Consider the following 17,681-nt stretch of genomic DNA (forward strand, 5'->3'; position numbering starts at 1 on the left):
CCGATGCCGAATACCGGCGAGGTCTTCGCGGGATACACCATCGAGCGCCTGCTCGGCCGCGGCGGAATGGGATCGGTGTACCTGGCCCGGCATCCGCGGCTGCCCCGGTTGACCGCGATGAAGCTGTTGAACCCGGACCTGTTCGACGACACCGAGTCCCGCGTCCGTTTCGAGCGGGAGGCCGACCTCGTCGCGCGACTGGATCACCCGAACATCGTCACGGTGTTCGACCGCGGCGTCGAGGGTGACCAGCCGTGGATCTGCATGCGCTACATCGACGGCACCGACGCCGCCGCGCTGGAGGCATGGGCGCTGCCGCCGCAGCGAGCGGTGCGGATCATCGCCGAGACGGCCGAGGCGCTGGACTTCGCGCACGGCCGAGGGGTGCTGCACCGCGACGTGAAACCGGCTAACATCCTGCTCGAGCGCGTCGAAGGGGATCAGGAGCGGGTGTTCCTGTCCGACTTCGGCATAGCCCGGTTCCGGGACGACACCGGACGGCTCACCCAGACCGGCACCTTCACCGCCACCCTGGCCTACGCCGCGCCGGAGCAGCTGTCCGGCGCACCACTGGATCACCGCGCCGACCAGTATTCGCTGGCCTGCACGCTGTTCCGGCTGCTGACCGGCACGGTGCCGTTCGACGCCACCAATCCGGTCGCGGTGATCCAGGGGCATCTGAACGCGCCGCCGCCCGAGGTCAGCAGGCTGCGGCCCGGCTTGCCGCACGCGCTGGACGGCGTGCTGGCCAAGGCGATGGCCAAGCGTCCGGCCGATCGGTTCGACTCGTGCGCCGAGTTCGCGGCCGCCGCATGGCAGGCGCTGGCCGCACCCGCCGCCCCGTGGCCCACGCCCGCGATCCACGCGGATCCCCTGGTCCTCGCGCCGGGTAAGGCACGGCGTCCCCGGCGGAGAGCCTCGATCGGCGCCGGGATCGGTCTGCTGATGGCGCTCGGCGTGGTGGGTGTGCTCGTCGCGGCCTCGTTCCGCGACACCCCGTCCGGTTCCGCCGCACCGGCAACCACGGTGCCAGCGCAGCGCACCGACGCCACCACGCCGCCGACCACCAAGCGCCCGACGACGAGCGGCGCGGCCACCACGGACCGGGCCACGATCGGCGCACGCGCGGCGGAGCTGAGCGCCGCGTTCCCCGGCATGCTGCCGGAGACCTCCCCCGAGCGCCTGGTGCATTCCGGCACCGGATACAACAAGGCCGGTTGTTTCGCCCACGGGCCGGACGACGCGACGACGCGCGACCACGACGATCCCGATTTCGGCCCTTGGGTAATGATGTGGAGCTGCTTCGGCGGGCCGAACAAGGCGTCCTTCGACTTCTACCTGTACGGCTCCCCCGACGACACGCAGGCTGTACTCGCCGCCTTACCGGCCAACGATCGCGCGACCGCCGCCAACGACAGCGGACGCAGTTACACCAACTACACCCTGCACGACAGCCGGAACCTGCGCCCGCGAATGGTCACCGCCTTCCCCGCAGACCCGAGCCGGGCGGCGATGCTGATGTACAGCGCCGGATTCATCGCCACCGAAGCCGAGTTCATGGATTGGTGGAAATCCGCGCCGCTGAATTGAGTTCCCCCTGGGGAGCGGCGCCGGTTATTCGAACACGTAGTGGGCGAACTCGTGGGTCGGGTGGAAACCGATCGCTCGGTAGATCCGGTTGGCCGTGGCGTTGGCGGGGTCGGCGAACAGGCACACGTCCAGGTTCTCGGTTCGCAGCAGCTGCGCGACGTGCGCGGTCACCGCGGAGGCGTAACCGTGCCCGCGCGCGTCCGGCGGGGTGTACACCGGCCCGATCCGCGACCAACCCTGGATCGGGATCTGATGCGCGGCAAGGCTGACCGGCTCTCCCTCGCGTTCCCACAACCACCAGCGGCCGGCCTCCACCCGGCGCCGGATCGCGGCCTCGTCCAGCCGGGGCCCCGCGCCCGACTCCTGCTCCATGGCCGCCATCCAGTCCACGCACAGCGCGACGTCGGAGGCTTGGGCGCGGCGCGGCGCTCCGGCCACGTCCGGGAGGCGCAGCGCGCCGAGCCGGTGCAGCCGAGCGCGGTAGGACTCGCGAAAGCCCTTCCCGAGCAGACCCTGCCACTGCTCGGCGAAAGCGGCGGCGTCCGCGACCACGCCCTCGACGCCCGAGTTCTCGGGCACCACCTCGGCCAGCGCGCGCGCCACCGCGGGAATCCCGTCCGGCGGTAGCGCGCCGAGATACACGTCGCGGCCCGCCACGCGCATGGCCGCGCCGATCACCGCGGCGTCCTCGCCGTGGACGGAGAGAAAACGCGATGCCTCGGCCGGGGCATCCAGGCCCGTGACATGGTTGGCGACGCTCGTGGTGAGCACGGTGTGCCGCAGCGGATCGCGGAGCAGGAACGCCCCCGCGACCGAGCGGAACTCGGCGGCGTCGGTGGTGATCTCGATCCTCATACAGATCACGGTAGGCGCCTGAACTGTTGCGCGCCTTGATTTCTCACGCTCGACGCCGAGCCGGTCGGCAGGCGACCGGCCGGTTTCCGGTCAGTCCGCTTCGCCGCCACCCTCGCGGAGTTTGAGCAGAACCAGTCCCGCGGTGCAGGCGAGAATGAGTCCGGCGACCGTGATTTCGACGTGCAGGCCCGCGATGCCGAGCACCGCCCCGACGAGTCCGCCGATGAAGATCAGCCAGGCGAGCGTCCGCGACACGATCGTGGACAGCGAACGGCCCTGCTGGTTCGACGCGAGATGCTGTGCCGTTGCCGACACGCCATCTTCTGCGGCGCGGGACGAACCACGCCGCGACGCTGTCGAGTAAGCTCCCATCATCTACTCCTCGATGACGCCGGTCAGAGAACCACTATCACGTTCTCACACAACGTGTCTCTCATCCTTGAACCGGCGTCTCACGCGTAACTTTGCTCACACACGCTACGACTCCGGGACGCCGGAAGATAGCGACACGTGCCCACGACACGCCGAAGAGACCAATTCGATATCTGAATCAGAACTGTTTTAAATACGCCGTCCGGCGTATCCCCAGCGACCCACTCGCCTCGCCCGACCGACCGGCCTCGAGTAAGGTGAGTCCACTCGATACACACGAGGAGCGTCACCGTTGGAGAGCAGCAGGGCCAAGATCGCCGGTCCGGCGATCGCCGCGGGAGCGGTTTCCATCGGACTCGTCCTGATCGGCGCCTGCGGCGTCGGTCGACAGGACACCTACGTGCCGCCCCCACCGCTCAAGGCGGGCGAGTACGCCGAACCCGTTGTCCACGAGGACACCACCGGCTCGACCACCCCCAAGGTCGTCATCCCGCCGTCGCCCACCTGGCGGATCGCACCGGCCGACCAGCGGCGCCCGACCCCGTTCGCGGGGTTCATGAGCAGCACCACCGCCGAGCCGTCCCCGGGGAATCCGCATGAGGACACCACACAGCCGTCGCCGCCGGATGAGCCGAGGCCGACCGCGGCGCGAGCGCCGAGCAGCGACTCGACGGACGAGGCGCCCACGCAACTGCGGAGCGGGCCGGGGGACGACCAGTGAGACGCGGTGGTGCGCAGGCACGCACCACCGCGCCACTTCTCACAGTTCGGGCAGCTCGTATTCGCCGACCCGCGAGCTGAGCACCCGCAGGTGCTCGAGCCCGCTGCCGAGGGTGCGTTCGATCGCGGTCAGCCGGGCCACGTAATGGCTCACCGGGTACTCCGCGGTGACGCCGATGCCGCCGTGCATCTGGATCGCCTCCTGCCCGATGTGCCTGGCCGCGCGGCCGACCTGCAGCCGTGCGCGCGACGCGATCACCGGATCGTCGGCCCCGTCGGCCAGCGACGCCGTGGCGTACAGGCTCATGCTGCGCGCCAGCTCCAGCGAGACGTACATGTTGGCCGCGCGCTGGGTGAGCGTCTGGAACTTCGACAGCGTGACGCCGAACTGCTTGCGCTGCTTGAGGTAGTCGGTGGTCAGCCGCAACGCTTCCTCCATCGCGCCGACCGACTCCGCGCACAGGCTCGCCTGCGCGTGGGTGAGCACCGACTCGATCGCCCCGGTCGCGTCCGCTTCGCCGAGCCGCTCGGCGGGCGCGTCGGTCAGCTCCAGCTGCGCGCCGCGCTGGCCGTCCACCGTGCGGTAGGACTTGCGGACCACACCCGCGGCGTCCGGCGCGACCAGGAACAGGCCGACCCCGCCCTCGGGCAGCGCGGCGCTGACCACCAGCTCGTCGGCGCTGTCGCCGTGCGCGACTGGGTTCTTCACACCGGTCAGCGTGTACGAACCGCCCTGCGCCGTCGCGGTGGTCGCCAACTCGGCCGCTGGCCAGCGCACCCCGGGCTCGGCATGGGCGAAGGCGAGCAGCTTCGCGCCCGAGGCCACCTCGGGCAGGATCCGCTGCCGCTGTTCGGCGCTGCCCGCCGCGGCGACCAGGCCACCGGGGACCAGCACCGCGTCCAGGATCGGCTCCGGCGCGAGCCTGCGGCCCACTTCCTCGAGCACGACCATGGTCTCCACGGGACCTGCGCCGACGCCACCGTCCTCCTCGGCGAAGCTCAGGCCGAGCACGCCCAGTTCGGCGAGCTGGCGCCACACGTCACGGCTCCAGCCCAGTTCGGAGTCGACCACCTTCAGCCGTGATTCGGCGTCGTAGTTGCGGGCGAGCAGGTCACGGACCGTGTCGCGGAGCATGACCTGTTCATCGGTGAGATCGAAATCCATGGTGGCGCCTCACAATCCGAGGATCGTGGAGGCGATGATGGTGCGCTGCACCTCGCTGGAGCCTCCGTAGATGGTTGTCTTGCGGTAATTCAGGTAGGACGGGCCGCTGCGCTGCGCCCAGCCGGGCGAGGCGATGTCGTCGGCGCCCACCGGGATGGCGTCCGGCCCGGCGATGTCCAGCAGCAGCTCGGTGGCGGCCTGCTGGAGTTCCGAACCGCGCAGCTTCAGCACCGAAGAGGCCGGATTCGGCTTGCCGTCGGTGGAATTGGAGACCACCCGCAGCTGGGTGAGCTCCAGCGCCAGCAGCTCGTTCTCCAGTTCGGCGATCCGCGCCGCGAAGATCGGGTCCTCCAGCAGGGTGCCGTTGCCCGACTTGGTCTTCGCCGCGTACTGCTTCGCGACGCCGAGCTTGACCTTGGTGCGACCGACACCGGTGATGCCGGTGCGCTCGTTGCCGAGCAGGAACTTCGCGTAGGTCCAGCCCATGTTCTCCTGGCCGACGAGCTGGTCTGCGGGGACCCGCACGTTCTCGAAGAAGACCTCGTTCACCTCGTACCCGCCGTCGATCAGCTTGATCGGGCGGATGGTGACGCCGGGCGACTTCACGTCGAACAGCAGGAAGGAGATACCCGCCTGCTTCTTCGCCGCGCTCGGGTCGGTGCGCACCAGGCAGAAGATCCAGTCGGCGTACTGGGCCAGCGTGGTCCAGATCTTCTGGCCGTTGACGATGTAGGAATCACCGTCGCGGACCGCCGTGGTGCGCAGCGACGCCAGATCCGAACCCGCGTCCGGCTCGGAGAAGCCCTGGCACCACCAGATGTCCAGCGCTGCGGTGGGCGGCAGGAAACGCTCCTTCAGCTCCTGCGAGCCGAAGTGGGCGATCACCGGGCCGACCATCTGCGCGTTGAACGTCAGCGGCTCCGGCACCGAGGCCAGCTGCATCTCGTCCTGCCAGATGTGGCGCTGCATCGGCGTCCAATCCTTGCCGCCCCACTCCACGGGCCAGTTGGGCACCGCGAGGCCGTGGTCGTTGAGGATCTTGTGCGCGGTGACGATGTCGTCGCGGGACAGCTCACGGCCGTCCCGGACGCGCTCACGGATGTCGGCCGGGATCTCGGTCCGATAGAACTTGCGCAGTTCGTCGCGGAAGGCGACGTCGTCGGGGGACAAGGATAGTTTCATACGCATCTCCCTGCGTGTCTCGTACGTCCGAGTCAAACCTACCCCCCGGTAGTCCTCCATTGTCGAGTGGATCACAAGGAAGGGACATCAGCGTCGCCCGCGGCGGCGTCTTCCGCGCCGCTCCCCGGGACGGCGACCGCGGCGAGCTGGTACGTTGCTGCAGGTGGGCCGGGTGCCCACAGGGTTCGGTATCGAGGAGAACGAGTGAACGGCAGGACCATCGCACGCGCCGCGGCCGCCGCGGCATCCCTCGGCATCGGCGCGGTCCTCACCTTCTGCGCGCCCGCCACCGCCGAGCAGCCCCGGGACCCGGTGGACATCGGCTTGGCCCATCTCACCGAGATCGCGGGCGCCGACCCGTCCGCCCAGGATGGCGTCGCCGCGCTCACCCGCTACGCGGGCCTGATCGGCGCCGCGCACCTGCGCGAGGTGTCCAGCGTGTTCACCCCGTTCTCCTACGCCGCGCCCACTTTCGGCTGCGGCAGCAACGGGCCGATCACCACGATCATCGCCGCCGCGACGACCGAAGGGACGGGCAACGGCCGCGACCTGAACGTCGCCCCCGGCGAGCTGCGGTTCAGCGCCACCCCCTCGCACTCCGGCGCACCCCTTGCCTCCGGGCTCGTCGTCGCCTGGGTGAACGTGAACACCGGCGCCAGCGGCATCGACCCGCTCGACGACCTGACCGAGTACCGCATGCCGACGCTGTCCAAGACGGTCAGAAGCGGGCCCGGCACGGTGCTCGCCTCGATGTGGGGCATCATCGACTACCCGTTCGCCCACTGCGTGATGACTCCCACCGTGGGTCTGTTCACGGTCCCGGACAACCCGGCTCCGCCGCCTTCGGCCCCGGCTCCCGCCCCGGCCCAGCCCGCGCCGAGCGGCTCCGGCGGCGAGCCCACCCCGACGCCGTAGGCGCTGCCTACCGGACGGCGGCGAAGAACGCGCGGATGTCGGCGACGTGCGCGTCCGGGTGTTCCATCGCGATGAAGTGGTTGCCGGTGTTGCCCTCCGGCCAGTGCACGATCGTGTTGTCCCGTTCGGCGAGCCGCCGCATCAGCGCGGAGCCGCCGCCGTAGGTGCCGGTCGGCACCGCTTTCTGTCCCTTCGGCCAGGTGAATCCGCCGTCACCGAGGCCGTTGTACATCGGCCATGACGACGAGGCCGCGGTGCCGGTGAACCAGTACAGGCTGACGTTGGTCAGCAACTGGTCGCGATCGATCACGTCCTCCACCCGGTCGGCGAGCGGGGCGAACTCGGTGAACTTCTGCATCAGCCAGGCGAGCAGACCCACCGGGGAGTCGGTCCACGCATGGGCGAAGGTCTGCGGTGCGGCGTGCAGCAGGACGTGGTGGTTCACCCCACCGGTCATCCATCGCTGCATGAGATCCCACTCGGCGCGCTCGTCCGGCGTCATGGTGGGCACGTCCGCCTCGGTGGGCATTCCGATCCCGCCGTCGAGGTGCACGCCGATCACCCGGTCCGGCGCGGCGACGGCGAGTTCGGGCGTGACGTAGGCGCCGAGATCGCCGCCCTGCGCGCCGAAGCGCCGGTAGCCGAGCCGATCCAGCAGCGTCAGCCACATCGCGGCCACTTTCGCCGGTGTCATGCCGAGCTCGCGCGGCCCATCGGAGAAGCCGAAACCCGGCACCGAGGGCACCACGACGTGGAACGCCTGAGCGGGATCCAGTCCGTGCGCGCGGGGATCGGCCAGCGGGCCGATGGTCTGCGCGAATTCGGCGAAGGTGTTCGGCCAGCCGTGGGTGAGGATCAGCGGCATCGCGTCCGGCTCCGGCGAGCGCACATGCAGGAAGTGCACGTCGAGCCCGTCGATGCGCGTCTTGAACTGCGGGAACTCGTTGAGCGCCGCCTCACGTGCCCGCCAGTCGAACCCGGTGCGCCAGTAATCGGCCAGCTCGCGCAGATAGTCGACCGGCACGCCGCGATCCCAACCGGCGCCGGGCAGTTGGGCGGCCCAGCGCGTGCGGGCGAGCCGCTCGTGCAGGTCGTCCAGGTCGGTTTGCGGGACCTCGATGCGGAACGGGCGGATGGCGGTGGTCATCGGTATGCCTCCTCGGCGGTCGGTGCTGCGGTACGGCGACGACGTTAGGAAACAACTAGGACCGAACAAGTCCTAGATTTACGGCATCCTCTGAAGTCGTGAACGACGCTCCCGCCCGACTGCTGCGCCTGCTGTCGCTACTCCAGACACCCCGGGAATGGCCGGGCAGCGAATTGGCCGAACGACTCGGCGTCACCGACCGCACGGTGCGCCGCGACATCGATCGGCTGCGCGAACTCGGCTATCCGGTGACGGCCACGCTCGGCGCGACGGGCGGTTACCGTCTTGCGGCGGGCACGGCGATGCCGCCGCTACTGGTCGAGGACGACGAGGCCGTCGCCATAGCGGTCGGGTTGCGAGCCGCCGCCGGGTCCGCTGTGGCGGGGATCGAGGAGGCGTCGGTGCGTGCGCTGGCCAAAGTCGAGCAGGTGCTGCCCGCGAAGCTGCGGCGCAGAGTGCGGGTTCTCGCCGCCGCGCTGACCCCGCCCGCCGCCGGCGGACCGGCCGCCGATCCCGACGTGCTCGCCACGCTCGCGGCGGCCGTGACCAACCGGGAGCGAGTGCGTTTCGCCTACCGCGACGAGGCGGGCGCCGAGACCAAGCGCAACACCGAGCCGATCGGCCTCGTGCCTGCGCGGCGGCGCTGGTATCTGGTCGGCTACGACCTCGACCGGGCCGCCTGGCGCGTCTACCGCGTCGACCGGATCGACCGTCCGCAGCCCACCGCCGCCCGCTTCACCCCGCGCCCACTGCCCGCCGCCGATGCCGCCGCCTACGTCGCGGGCCGCCGCGCCGACTGGGGCACACCGTCCTTCCGGCTCCGCGTGACCATCCACGCTTCCGCCGACCAGGTGACGGGACGGCTGGGCGATGACCCCGGCGATGTCGTCGCGATCGACGCCGACACCTGCCGGATCGATGCCCTGCGCGACGACGCGCCGGAATGGCTGGCCCACCGGCTCCTCGCGCTGGAAGCGGACTTCGAAGTCCACGAGCCCCCGGAACTCATCGCCCACCTGCGCACCATCGCCGGTCGCGCCGAGCGGGCAACCCGCAACGCACCCCGATGACCTCGACGCGCCGCTACCCCGGTGACGGCACTGGTTATACGCGCCGGGCCGTGTTTCTTGAACCGGAGAAAACGTGTCAGCGCGCTGAGGATCGCGCGGCAGCGCCTGAACCTACTCGTGCGGCACACCCCCGGCGCTGGGCCACCGTTCGCCCGATTCGCTGCCGGGCCGTTCATGGCGCCTGGAGTAGCGACAGCACGCGGAGCAGTCGGACGACCGCAGCGAATACTGCCCGCGCGAAGTTCTAGCCCGGCCCGCGGCTCGGACTCAGCGGGAAAGATTGATTCGAAGCAGAGCCCCGGATTCCGTACTGGCGATCACTTCTCCGGGACGGCCGGGGACGTCGGCCACCGCGGTGAGCGGCTGGCCGTTGAGCACGGTGCAGGTGGCGCCGGTGGCGGGATCGACGCGGACCAATTGGCCGGTGAGGGTGGTGACGTAGAGGATGCCGCTCGGATCGGCCAAGAGGTCGTCGGCGAAATCCGGCAGGCCCGCCAGCCGCGCGGACAGGTCGGCGACGGTGCTGCGGGACGCGGGCGCGTCGAGCGGGATGCGGATGACACGGCCGAGCGGGCCGCCGTTGGCGGTCACGTAGAGCACGCCGTCGTGCACGACCGCGCCGTTGGCGGCCAGTCCGGCCGACGGCGCGCTCCACGCGGTGTCGACGGATGCGTCGGGACGGACCTTCACCACACCGGAAAGGCCCGCGACGTACAGGTTGCCGTTCGGGTCGAACGCCGCGCCGTTGGGCATGGTGAGGCCGGAGACGAAGACCTCCGGCTGCGGCACGGCCGCCGCCGGATCGAACCGGACCACGCCGCCGGGACGGATGACGCTGACCGGCGCGTCGCCGTAGACGACATACAGCAGTCCGTCGGGGCCGAGCCGGACCGCGCCGGGGAATTCCACCGGAACGGTCGCGGTGAGCGCGCCCGCGGCGTCGTAGCGCTGCACCTCGTTGCGGTAGAGCCGCGAGACCCACAGGTTGCCCTGCGCGTCGTAGCCCAGGTTCTCCGCCCAGTCGAGCACCGGCGTCTGTGCCGCGACGGCCGTGACCGCGCCGGCGGGGTCGCAAGCGGCGATCGGCGGCGCGGCGCCCGCGCTCGGCGCGAACACCCCGGTGAGGGCGAGCGCGGCGGCGGACGAGAGGAAGACGCCTCGACGGCGGAGAGTTCGCAACGCGGGCACCTCGGGCTCGGGTCGGTAGGAGTCGTCGCGGATCTTAGCCGTTTCCGGCGCGGAATCGCGCGGTCCCATGCGCGTCACGATCTTTGGCACTATCGGTGGATGCCATTTTTCGACGGCGCCCGCGGCCGGATGCACTATCGGCGGTGGCCGATCGAACACCCCCGCTACACCGTGGTCCTGTTGCCCGGTATCGGCCAGCACAGCGGCCACTACCACCGCTTCGCGCGCGCCCTGCACCCCGCCGGTGAGGTGTGGGCCCTCGACACCGCCGGGCACGGGTTGAGCGAGGGCGATCCGGAGAAGCCCGGCACGCTGGCCGAACTGGTGGCGGACGCGACGCGGCTGGTCGAACTAGCACGCGGCGACCGGCCCCTGATCCTGATGGGCCACTCGCTCGGCGCGGTGACCGCGCTGGGCATGCTCGGGGCAGCGGTGCCGCAGCAGGCAGGCGCGACGAGTCCGGCGGCGCTGGAACGGAACTATCCGCTGCGTCCCGCCCTGCCCCCGGAAACGTTGGCGGGACTGGTGCTTTCGGGCGTTCCGAAACGCGCGCTTGGCGGCGGTGCGCCGGGCGCGCCGGGAACGCCGCTGCCGCAGGGTCTTCCGGTACTCGCCGTGCACGGCGTCGACGATCGGCGCGCGCCGATCGATGCGATCAGGGTCTGGACTAGCCGCCACGAATCGGTACATTTACGTGAGTACATCGACGCCGGGCACGACCTGCTGCACGAGCCGGTGCACGCGCGGGTCACTGCCGACATCGCGGATTGGATGCAGGGTGTCGTCGTGGGGTTGGCACGACACCCGTGAACCGCACTTCGGACGAGGAAGGGGGACGGCGCAGATGCCATCGCAGGAGAACGGGTACGGCGGAGAGCCGCCCGCGGAGGTCACCGCCCCCGGCGTCGACATCGCCGCGCTGAACCGTGCGGTCGACGACGGATCGCTCTGGATCGACAGCCTGCTGGTCGCCGACGGCGCGCACGAACGGTGCGCGCGCCAGTACGAGTTGCTCGCCGATCGGGTCGAGGAGCAGATCAGCGTCCTCAGTGCCGCCACCGCACTGCCCGGCTTCGGTGGGTTCGCCTCCGGTGACGCGCTGCGCGCCGGTTTCGAGCGCAAGGCCGACGGCGCGATCGCCCGGCTGCGCGACTACGCCGCCGCCGCACGAGAGCTCGCCCAGACTTTCCGCGCCGCGGCCGCCGTCTACCGGCAGGCCGACGAGGCGCTCGCGCGGGCGGTCGAACGGATCGACGCGACGGGAGCCGCGCATGCGTGAGATGCCGCGCGCGGGCGAGCGGGCCACCCACCGGCGCACCGACCCCGCGTACGCCCCGAACGTCGAAGTGTTCGACAACCTCACCCACGACGAGATCCACGCGAAGGTCCAGTTGCTGAACCCGGCCGTGCTCGCGGGCGGACGGCAAGCATGGAGCGACGCGGCGGCGAACCTCGCCGACGCCGTCTTCCAGGCGCACGCCGAGATTCGCGCGGCCATCGCCGACGGCTGGCGCGGCTCGGCGGCCAAGAGCGCGGACGCGGTGGTGCGCGTGTTCGAGCAGGGCGGACAAGATCTGGCCGACGTGTTCGCGGTCGTCTCCCAGCGCCTCGGGCAGGCGAGCGACGCGGCGGAGGCGCTGCGCGCCGCGGTGAACGAACCGCCCACCGGCGCACCGGATCTGGGAGCGGCGCTGCTGGATCCGTCCCGGGCGACCAGCAATGTCGAGGGGCAGAAGGCGAGCGAGCACGCCCGCCAGGACGTCGTGCGCGCGATGAACGACATCTACGCGGGAGTCTTCGCGCGGACCGGCACCGATGTGCCCGCCTTCCCCGACGAATCGGACCAACCGGCCGCCCCGGCGCCCACCGCCACACCGACAAGCAAGATCGCCGGAACCATCCCGGTCGCCTCGGAAGCCCCGTCCACTTCGTCCGGGACATACGCGCCCAAGCCGATCCACGCGGTGGAGCACGGCGTCCTCGCGACGCCTGCCGATCCGACGCCCAGCTCCGAGGCACCCGCCACGTCCCCCGCCGCCGCTGCCGCGCCGACCACCACCGCCGCCACGGTCGCGGACGTCGCACCGGCTCCGAATGCACCAAGACTCGTATCCGCCGCGACGGCGGCGCTCCCGACGGTCGCGGCTGCCTCCGTTCTCCCCACCGCGCCCGCTGCCGGCGCTCCGGGTCCGGCCACCGCGCCCGCCTCGGTGACGAGCGAGCCCGTGACGGTGCCCGCCGTGCCCGGAGTCGGCGGCCAGGTTCCGCCCGAGGAACAGCGCAAGCGCGACGAGCGGCGCAAGAACGACGACGGCTCCGACGCGGCGGTCACCGGTCTCGGCGCCGGAGCGGTGGGCGGCCTGATGGGCGGTGCGGTGGCCGCCGCCGACACCCCGCGCTCGGGTTCGAGCGTGGCCGCGAACGCCGCGAGCGCACGGTTGGCGCCGATCGACGACGAGGACGACGAGTTCGACCTCGACGATCTCCCCACCTTCCTCGAGCCCTCCGACGACGGCGGTGAACTGATCGGGTCGCTCGATCCGACCACGCCGCCCGTGCTCGGCGAATGGACCGAGTACGAGTGAACTGGACGCTGACCCCGGACCAGTTCGCGCTGGCCTGGTCACGCACCGACGGGGATCGCATTCCCTATCCACTCGCCGTGCGCCTGTCGGCACGCGACACCGCGGAACGCACCGCCCAGCTTCCCGCGCTCGATCGCTGGTGTGATCAGGTGCTCGACGCCGATCTGGAAGCCGCGCTGCGCATCCTCGCCCAACCGGACCTGCGGGTCGAGGTGTTCGGTCAGCGTGACGCGCCCGACCCGGCGCCGCGGGACAAAGGCGGATCGCCTGCGACGGGCAGCGGGCCGCAACCCCGGCCGATCCGTATCCTCGGCGCCGCCGCCGGGAACGTCGCGGTGGTCGCCGCGCAGCGCTCCGGCGCGACACCCGATCGCGGCGGCGACGTGCGGTTGTTCGCGGGCAGCTCGAAGACCTTGTGCCCGCGGATCGTCTCGATGCTCCCGGAGAACGCCCCCGGCACGCTCCCGCGCCTGACCGCTCCCCTGTCCCAGGTCGGCGAGGACAGCCGCAACCTGGTCACCGTTCCGGTCGCCGGTCCATCCACTCCGTCCCGGATCCGCAGGCTGCTGCGGCAGCCGCGCGAAGGCATCGGCCAGATGGTCGTCTCCGCCCGCCGCGGCGCGGGCGAGCTGCGCCCGTTCGGCGTGCTGTGCTGGATCGACGTAGTCGCCGACGGCCGGTACGCGGTGCGCACCGGAACGGACGTCGACGTCGTCGCGGTCACCGCGGAACGTCTCGCCGCCCAGCTCCGACCGCTGGTGGCAGCGGCCGCGCGCACCTCTACGGCGTACGCCGCGCACTGAACCATTCGCAGGCCCGATGCGAGTCGGCCGGCGACGACGTACGGGGCAGCGTCACCTCGGCCGACATCGGATTCGCCGCCGAGCCGCGCCGCATACCGCTCCAGGTCGGGGCGAGCGAACCATTTACGGTGTACGAGTGCCACTCTACGAATTCGAAGGCAAACGGCCGCAGGTCGATCCGACGGCGTTCGTCGCGCCGACGGCGACCCTGATCGGCGATGTCCGGGTCGAGGCGGGCGCCTCGATCTGGTACGGCGCGGTGTTGCGCGCGGACTTGGCGCCGATCGTCATCCGGGAACGCGCCAACATCCAGGACAACGCGGTGCTGCACGTGCCGCCGGACGTGCCGATGGAGATCGGCCCCGGCGCGACGATCGCGCACAGCGTGGTGTTCCACGGCGCGGCCGTCGGCGCCGAGGCCATCGTGGGCAACGGGACCACGGTGCTGGACCTGGCGAAGATCGGGGCGGGCAGCATGATCGCCGCGCACTCGCTGGTGCCGCCCGGCGCGGAGATCCCCGACGGCGTGCTCGCCGCCGGATCCCCCGCCGAGGTGAAGCGGCCGATCGAAGGCACCCAGGCGCAGATGTGGGTCCAGCTCAACCCGGGCTTCTACGCCGAACTCGCGCAACGCCACCGCAAGGGCATCAGCGAGATCTGATCAGCACAGCAGCGCGGTGACCTCCGCGTCCTCGAGCTGGTGGAAATCGCGGTAGGCGCCGCCGACGCCGCCGAGCGAGCGTGGCACCCACGGGCAGACCGCCTCGTCGGCCTCGTCGGCGACCCGGCGCATCGCCTCCGTCGAGGAAACGGGGACGGCGGCCACGACGCGCGCGGGCCGGTGCAAGCGCGCGACCCGGCAGGCCGCCACCACCGTGGCGCCGGTCGCCATGCCGTCGTCGACGATCACCACCGTGCGCTCCGTCAGCGGGATCGGCCGCGCCGCGCCGCGCAGCACCTGCCTGCGCCGCTCCAGTTCGGCGCGCTCCCGCGCCTCGATCGAGTCCACCTTCTTCGGCGTTATCCCGGTGTGCGCCAGCACGTCCTGATTCAGCACCCGGACACCGTCCTCGCCGATGGCCCCCAGGGCCAGCTCGGGCTGCCACGGCACGCCCAGCTTGCGGACCAGCAGGATGTCGAGGTCACCGCCGATCACGTCGCGGACAGCGGCGGCCACCGGGACTCCACCGCGGGGCAGTCCGAGCACCAGCGGGTCCGCCGCGCGTAGGTGTTCCAGATGCGCACCCAGCGCGTGCCCCGCCGAGGTCCGATCGGAGTAGACCATCGATTCCGAACGCTACTCCGGTGTGCGCTCGGTGATCGCGAATCGGCGCAACGCGAGACTGGGGTTGGTGGTGCGCACCTTGCTCAGATACGCCAGGTCGATGCCCGCGGTCAGCACGCCCGGCTCGTCGCCGAGTTCGGTGAGCACCGCACCGGCGGGATCCACGATCATCGACGCGCCCGCGCCCCGGGGAGCGGCTTGGTCGGCGGCCGCGACGTAGATCGTGTTCTCGATCGCCCGCGCCCGCACCAGCGTGGTCCACTGGTCGACCTTGCCCGGTCCGGGGATCCACTGGGCGGGCAGCAGCAGCACCTGCGCGCCCGCGGCGGCGACCCGGCGCACGCCTTCCGGGAAGCGCAGATCGAAACAGGTCTGCATGCCGAATGTCACATCGCCGACGGTGAAGGTGGCGGGCGCCTCGAGCACGCCCGGCTCGACCACGTCCGATTCGAGGTGGCCGAAGGCGTCGTAGAGGTGGACCTTGCGGTACCGGGTGACGAGCGAGCCGTCGGGGCCGAGCACGACCAAGGTGTTGCGGATGCGGTCGCCGCCGGGCGCGATCTGTTCCACGGTTCCGGCGACCAGGAACACGCCGAACTCGCGGGCGATCGCGCCGAGGCCGGTGACGAACGGGCCGGTCAGCGGCTCGGCGACGGCGACGACCCGCTCGTCGAGCCGGGTCACGGCGAACATCGAGTACTCCGGTGCGACGACCACGCGCGCGCCCCGCTCACCGGCCGTTCGCACATGGTCGCGGACCATGGCGAGGTTGCGCGCGGGGTCGGTCGACGGGGCGAACTGGACGACCGCAACGTCCAGCTGATCCGGCGTCACATCGCGATGCGCGGGCGAGTTGTCCAGTTGCATAGGTCTCACCGTATTGGGGCGGTGGCCGGGACGACCAGTACGAGGCAGTAAACTCCTGGTCAATGAGCACCAATCAGGTCGACAGCGTTTCTGGCGACAACGACAGGGACACCGACGGCCCGTCTTTCGCCGATCTGGGGATCGATGACCGCATCCTCGCGGCCATCGCCGACGTCGGTTACGAATCGCCGTCGCCTATCCAGGCCGCGACGATTCCTCCGCTGCTCTCCGGCGCCGACGTCGTCGGTCTCGCGCAGACCGGTACCGGCAAGACGGCGGCCTTCGCCATCCCGATCCTGATGGGGCTCGAAGCCACCGGTCGCACCCCGCGCGCCCTCGTGCTCGCGCCGACCCGTGAGCTCGCGATCCAGGTCGCCGAGGCGTTCGGCCGCTACGCCGCGCACATTCCCGGCCTGCACGTACTGCCCATCTACGGTGGGCAGAGCTACGGCGTGCAGCTGTCGGGCTTGCGCCGCGGCGCGCACGTGGTGGTCGGCACGCCGGGCCGGGTGATCGATCACCTGGAGAAGGGCACGCTCGACCTGTCGCAGCTGCAGTATCTGGTGCTCGACGAGGCCGACGAGATGCTGAAGATGGGCTTCCAGGAGGACGTCGAGCGCATCCTCGCCGACACTCCGTCGGACAAGCAGGTGGCGCTGTTCTCCGCGACCATGCCCGCCGCGATCCGCAAGATCTCCAAGCAGTACCTGCACGATCCGGTGGAGATCACGGTCAAGGCGAAGACTTCGACGGCCACCAACATCACCCAGCGCTGGGTGCTGGTATCGCACCAGCGCAAGCTGGACGCGCTCACCAGGGTGCTCGAGGTCGAGTCGTTCGAGGCGATGATCATCTTCGTCCGCACCAAGCAGGCCACCGAGGAACTCGCCGAGAAGCTGCGCGCCAGAGGGTTCTCCGCCGCGGCGATCAACGGCGACATCGCGCAGAACCAGCGCGAGCGCACCATCGGACAGCTCAAGTCCGGCGCGCTGGACATCCTGGTCGCCACCGACGTGGCCGCGCGCGGGCTGGACGTCGACCGCATCTCGCACGTGGTCAACTACGACATCCCGCACGACACCGAGTCCTATGTGCACCGCATCGGCCGCACCGGACGGGCCGGGCGCAGCGGCGAGGCGCTGCTGTTCGTCGCACCGCGCGAGCGGCATCTGCTCAAGTCGATCGAGCGGGCCACCCGGCACCCGCTCACCGAGATGCAGCTGCCCAGCGTGGAGGACGTCAACGCCCAGCGCGTCAGCAAGTTCGGCGACGCCATCACCGAGAACCTCACCTCGTCGAACCTGCCGCTGTTCCGCAAGCTGATCGAGGATTACGAGCGCGAGCACAACATTCCGCTGGCCGACATCGCCGCGGCGCTGGCGGTGGGCTCCTACGACGGCGACAACTTCTTCATGGAGCCCGAGCCGGAGCCGGTGGAGCGCCCGCAGCGCGACCGCACGCCGCGCGAGCGGCCCGTCCGGCGTTTCGACGAGGAGCGGCAGGGTGGCACGCACCACCGCGCCACCGGGACCGAGCTGGCGACCTATCGCATCAGCGTCGGCAAACGGCATCGCGTGGTGCCCGGCGCGATCGTCGGCGCCATCGCCAACGAAGGCGGCCTGCGCCGCAGCGACTTCGGGCACATCAGCATCCGCCCCGACCACAGCCTGGTGGAACTGCCCGCGCAACTGCCGGAGGAAACGCTGGAAGCGTTGCGGCGCACGCGGATCAGTGGTGTGCTCATCCAGCTGCAACTGGATCAGGGTGCGCCGCAGCATCGCGCGTTCAGCCGCGGCCAGCGTCGCGAGCGCGAGGGCGGCAAGCGGCCCGAGCGCCGTAAGCCGCGTTCCTGAGCCGGGCAGGGTAGGCCGAGGTCAGGCGCGCTAGCTACAGTGTTGCGGTCCGTGTGTAATTCGGCGCACGCCGGCAGCGGGTGT

18 protein-coding genes are annotated in these 17,681 nt (G+C 70.9%); 10 read left to right on the plus strand and 8 right to left on the minus strand.

All coding sequences use genetic code 11. The features are described 5' to 3' along the window. The first annotated feature begins 3 nt into the window (after positions 1-3). The gene (locus ACWDMM_RS23680; protein ID WP_449939602.1) at positions 4-1,590 is read left to right on the plus strand and encodes a serine/threonine-protein kinase; all 1,587 of its coding nucleotides are present in this window, start codon (positions 4-6) and stop codon (positions 1,588-1,590) included. Between the two features lie 24 nt (positions 1,591-1,614). Here ACWDMM_RS23680 and ACWDMM_RS23685 read toward each other — a convergent pair whose 3' ends face one another. Together ACWDMM_RS23685 and ACWDMM_RS23690 are read right to left on the minus strand one after the other, a co-directional pair. Beyond that, a complete protein-coding gene (locus tag ACWDMM_RS23685; RefSeq protein WP_195082065.1) occupies positions 1,615-2,445 on the minus strand; it encodes a GNAT family N-acetyltransferase in 831 nt (276 codons plus the stop codon). 90 nt (positions 2,446-2,535) lie between these two features. Continuing rightward, positions 2,536-2,760 carry a hypothetical protein gene (locus tag ACWDMM_RS23690; RefSeq protein WP_195082158.1) on the minus strand — a complete coding sequence of 75 codons (225 nt, stop codon included), beginning with the start codon at positions 2,758-2,760 and terminating at the stop codon, positions 2,536-2,538. A 349-nt stretch (positions 2,761-3,109) separates the two neighbouring features. Here ACWDMM_RS23690 and ACWDMM_RS23695 point away from each other — a divergent pair, with 349 nt between their 5' ends. After that, positions 3,110-3,538: a hypothetical protein gene (locus ACWDMM_RS23695; protein ID WP_195082066.1), complete on the plus strand. Its 429-nt coding sequence runs from the start codon at positions 3,110-3,112 to the stop codon at positions 3,536-3,538. Positions 3,539-3,577: 39 nt separating this feature from the next. Here the strand turns inward: ACWDMM_RS23695 and ACWDMM_RS23700 are convergent, their stop codons facing one another. Next, positions 3,578-4,702, minus strand: a complete 1,125-nt coding sequence (locus tag ACWDMM_RS23700; RefSeq protein ID WP_449939606.1) for an acyl-CoA dehydrogenase family protein — start codon at positions 4,700-4,702, stop codon at positions 3,578-3,580. A gap of 9 nt (positions 4,703-4,711) precedes the next feature. Beyond that, positions 4,712-5,884: an acyl-CoA dehydrogenase family protein gene (locus tag ACWDMM_RS23705; RefSeq protein ID WP_195082068.1), complete on the minus strand. Its 1,173-nt coding sequence runs from the start codon at positions 5,882-5,884 to the stop codon at positions 4,712-4,714. 204 nt (positions 5,885-6,088) lie between these two features. Here ACWDMM_RS23705 and ACWDMM_RS23710 point away from each other — a divergent pair, with 204 nt between their 5' ends. Then, entirely contained in the window at positions 6,089-6,799 is a 711-nt protein-coding gene (locus ACWDMM_RS23710) for a hypothetical protein (protein WP_195082069.1), read from the plus strand. 7 nt (positions 6,800-6,806) lie between these two features. Here ACWDMM_RS23710 and ACWDMM_RS23715 read toward each other — a convergent pair whose 3' ends face one another. After that, positions 6,807-7,946 (minus strand): epoxide hydrolase family protein, encoded by a 1,140-nt coding sequence (locus ACWDMM_RS23715; RefSeq protein WP_195082070.1) that lies wholly within the window; start codon positions 7,944-7,946, stop codon positions 6,807-6,809. A 98-nt stretch (positions 7,947-8,044) separates the two neighbouring features. Here ACWDMM_RS23715 and ACWDMM_RS23720 point away from each other — a divergent pair, with 98 nt between their 5' ends. Beyond that, positions 8,045-9,016 carry a helix-turn-helix transcriptional regulator gene (locus tag ACWDMM_RS23720; RefSeq protein ID WP_195082071.1) on the plus strand — a complete coding sequence of 324 codons (972 nt, stop codon included), beginning with the start codon at positions 8,045-8,047 and terminating at the stop codon, positions 9,014-9,016. A 267-nt stretch (positions 9,017-9,283) separates the two neighbouring features. Here ACWDMM_RS23720 and ACWDMM_RS23725 read toward each other — a convergent pair whose 3' ends face one another. After that, complete coding sequence (locus tag ACWDMM_RS23725; protein WP_195082072.1) at positions 9,284-10,273, minus strand: SMP-30/gluconolactonase/LRE family protein; 990 nt, start codon at positions 10,271-10,273, stop codon at positions 9,284-9,286. Positions 10,274-10,303: 30 nt separating this feature from the next. On the opposite strand from ACWDMM_RS23725, the gene ACWDMM_RS23730 reads away from it, so the two are divergent. The 5 genes from ACWDMM_RS23730 (at position 10,304) to ACWDMM_RS23750 (ending at position 14,253) form a co-directional block, all read left to right on the plus strand. Beyond that, positions 10,304-11,014 carry an alpha/beta hydrolase gene (locus ACWDMM_RS23730; RefSeq protein WP_195082073.1) on the plus strand — a complete coding sequence of 237 codons (711 nt, stop codon included), beginning with the start codon at positions 10,304-10,306 and terminating at the stop codon, positions 11,012-11,014. 34 nt (positions 11,015-11,048) lie between these two features. Continuing rightward, complete coding sequence (locus tag ACWDMM_RS23735; RefSeq protein ID WP_323124380.1) at positions 11,049-11,483, plus strand: hypothetical protein; 435 nt, start codon at positions 11,049-11,051, stop codon at positions 11,481-11,483. Then, positions 11,476-12,789 carry a WXG100 family type VII secretion target gene (locus ACWDMM_RS23740; protein WP_195082074.1) on the plus strand — a complete coding sequence of 438 codons (1,314 nt, stop codon included), beginning with the start codon at positions 11,476-11,478 and terminating at the stop codon, positions 12,787-12,789. The genes ACWDMM_RS23735 and ACWDMM_RS23740 overlap by 8 nt, the downstream gene beginning before the upstream one ends. After that, positions 12,771-13,592: an ESX secretion-associated protein EspG gene (locus ACWDMM_RS23745; RefSeq protein ID WP_323124379.1), complete on the plus strand. Its 822-nt coding sequence runs from the start codon at positions 12,771-12,773 to the stop codon at positions 13,590-13,592. Before ACWDMM_RS23740 ends, ACWDMM_RS23745 begins: the two co-directional genes overlap by 19 nt. Before the next feature lie 136 nt (positions 13,593-13,728). Further along, positions 13,729-14,253, plus strand: coding sequence for a gamma carbonic anhydrase family protein (locus tag ACWDMM_RS23750; protein WP_195082075.1), 525 nt, complete (start codon positions 13,729-13,731; stop codon positions 14,251-14,253). Here the strand turns inward: ACWDMM_RS23750 and ACWDMM_RS23755 are convergent, their stop codons facing one another. After that, the gene (locus tag ACWDMM_RS23755; protein WP_195082076.1) at positions 14,254-14,877 is read right to left on the minus strand and encodes a phosphoribosyltransferase; all 624 of its coding nucleotides are present in this window, start codon (positions 14,875-14,877) and stop codon (positions 14,254-14,256) included. A 12-nt stretch (positions 14,878-14,889) separates the two neighbouring features. After that, entirely contained in the window at positions 14,890-15,744 is an 855-nt protein-coding gene (locus ACWDMM_RS23760) for a carbon-nitrogen hydrolase family protein (RefSeq protein WP_195082077.1), read from the minus strand. A gap of 62 nt (positions 15,745-15,806) precedes the next feature. Between ACWDMM_RS23760 and ACWDMM_RS23765 the strand changes: the two genes are divergently transcribed. Then, on the plus strand, positions 15,807-17,597 hold the full coding sequence (locus tag ACWDMM_RS23765) for a DEAD/DEAH box helicase (RefSeq protein WP_195082078.1): 1,791 nt from the start codon (positions 15,807-15,809) through the stop codon (positions 17,595-17,597). Positions 17,598-17,681 lie beyond the last annotated feature (84 nt).

This window comes from Nocardia sp. NPDC003726 (assembly GCF_053586955.1).

Excerpts from the sequence above, each read along its gene's own strand:
- ACWDMM_RS23735 (WP_323124380.1), top strand. The coding sequence starts at position 11,049 with ATGCCATCGCAGGAGAACGGGTACGGCGGAGAGCCGCCCGCGGAGGTC.
- ACWDMM_RS23760 (WP_195082077.1), bottom strand. The coding sequence starts at position 15,744 with ATGCAACTGGACAACTCGCCCGCGCATCGCGATGTGACGCCGGATCAG.
- ACWDMM_RS23705 (WP_195082068.1), bottom strand. The coding sequence starts at position 5,884 with ATGAAACTATCCTTGTCCCCCGACGACGTCGCCTTCCGCGACGAACTG.
- ACWDMM_RS23725 (WP_195082072.1), bottom strand. The coding sequence starts at position 10,273 with ATGGGACCGCGCGATTCCGCGCCGGAAACGGCTAAGATCCGCGACGAC.
- ACWDMM_RS23765 (WP_195082078.1), top strand. The coding sequence starts at position 15,807 with ATGAGCACCAATCAGGTCGACAGCGTTTCTGGCGACAACGACAGGGAC.
- ACWDMM_RS23755 (WP_195082076.1), bottom strand. The coding sequence starts at position 14,877 with ATGGTCTACTCCGATCGGACCTCGGCGGGGCACGCGCTGGGTGCGCAT.
- ACWDMM_RS23745 (WP_323124379.1), top strand. The coding sequence starts at position 12,771 with ATGGACCGAGTACGAGTGAACTGGACGCTGACCCCGGACCAGTTCGCG.
- ACWDMM_RS23715 (WP_195082070.1), bottom strand. The coding sequence starts at position 7,946 with ATGACCACCGCCATCCGCCCGTTCCGCATCGAGGTCCCGCAAACCGAC.
- ACWDMM_RS23680 (WP_449939602.1), top strand. The coding sequence starts at position 4 with ATGCCGAATACCGGCGAGGTCTTCGCGGGATACACCATCGAGCGCCTG.
- ACWDMM_RS23700 (WP_449939606.1), bottom strand. The coding sequence starts at position 4,702 with ATGGATTTCGATCTCACCGATGAACAGGTCATGCTCCGCGACACGGTC.
- ACWDMM_RS23685 (WP_195082065.1), bottom strand. The coding sequence starts at position 2,445 with ATGAGGATCGAGATCACCACCGACGCCGCCGAGTTCCGCTCGGTCGCG.
- ACWDMM_RS23740 (WP_195082074.1), top strand. The coding sequence starts at position 11,476 with ATGCGTGAGATGCCGCGCGCGGGCGAGCGGGCCACCCACCGGCGCACC.
- ACWDMM_RS23730 (WP_195082073.1), top strand. The coding sequence starts at position 10,304 with ATGCCATTTTTCGACGGCGCCCGCGGCCGGATGCACTATCGGCGGTGG.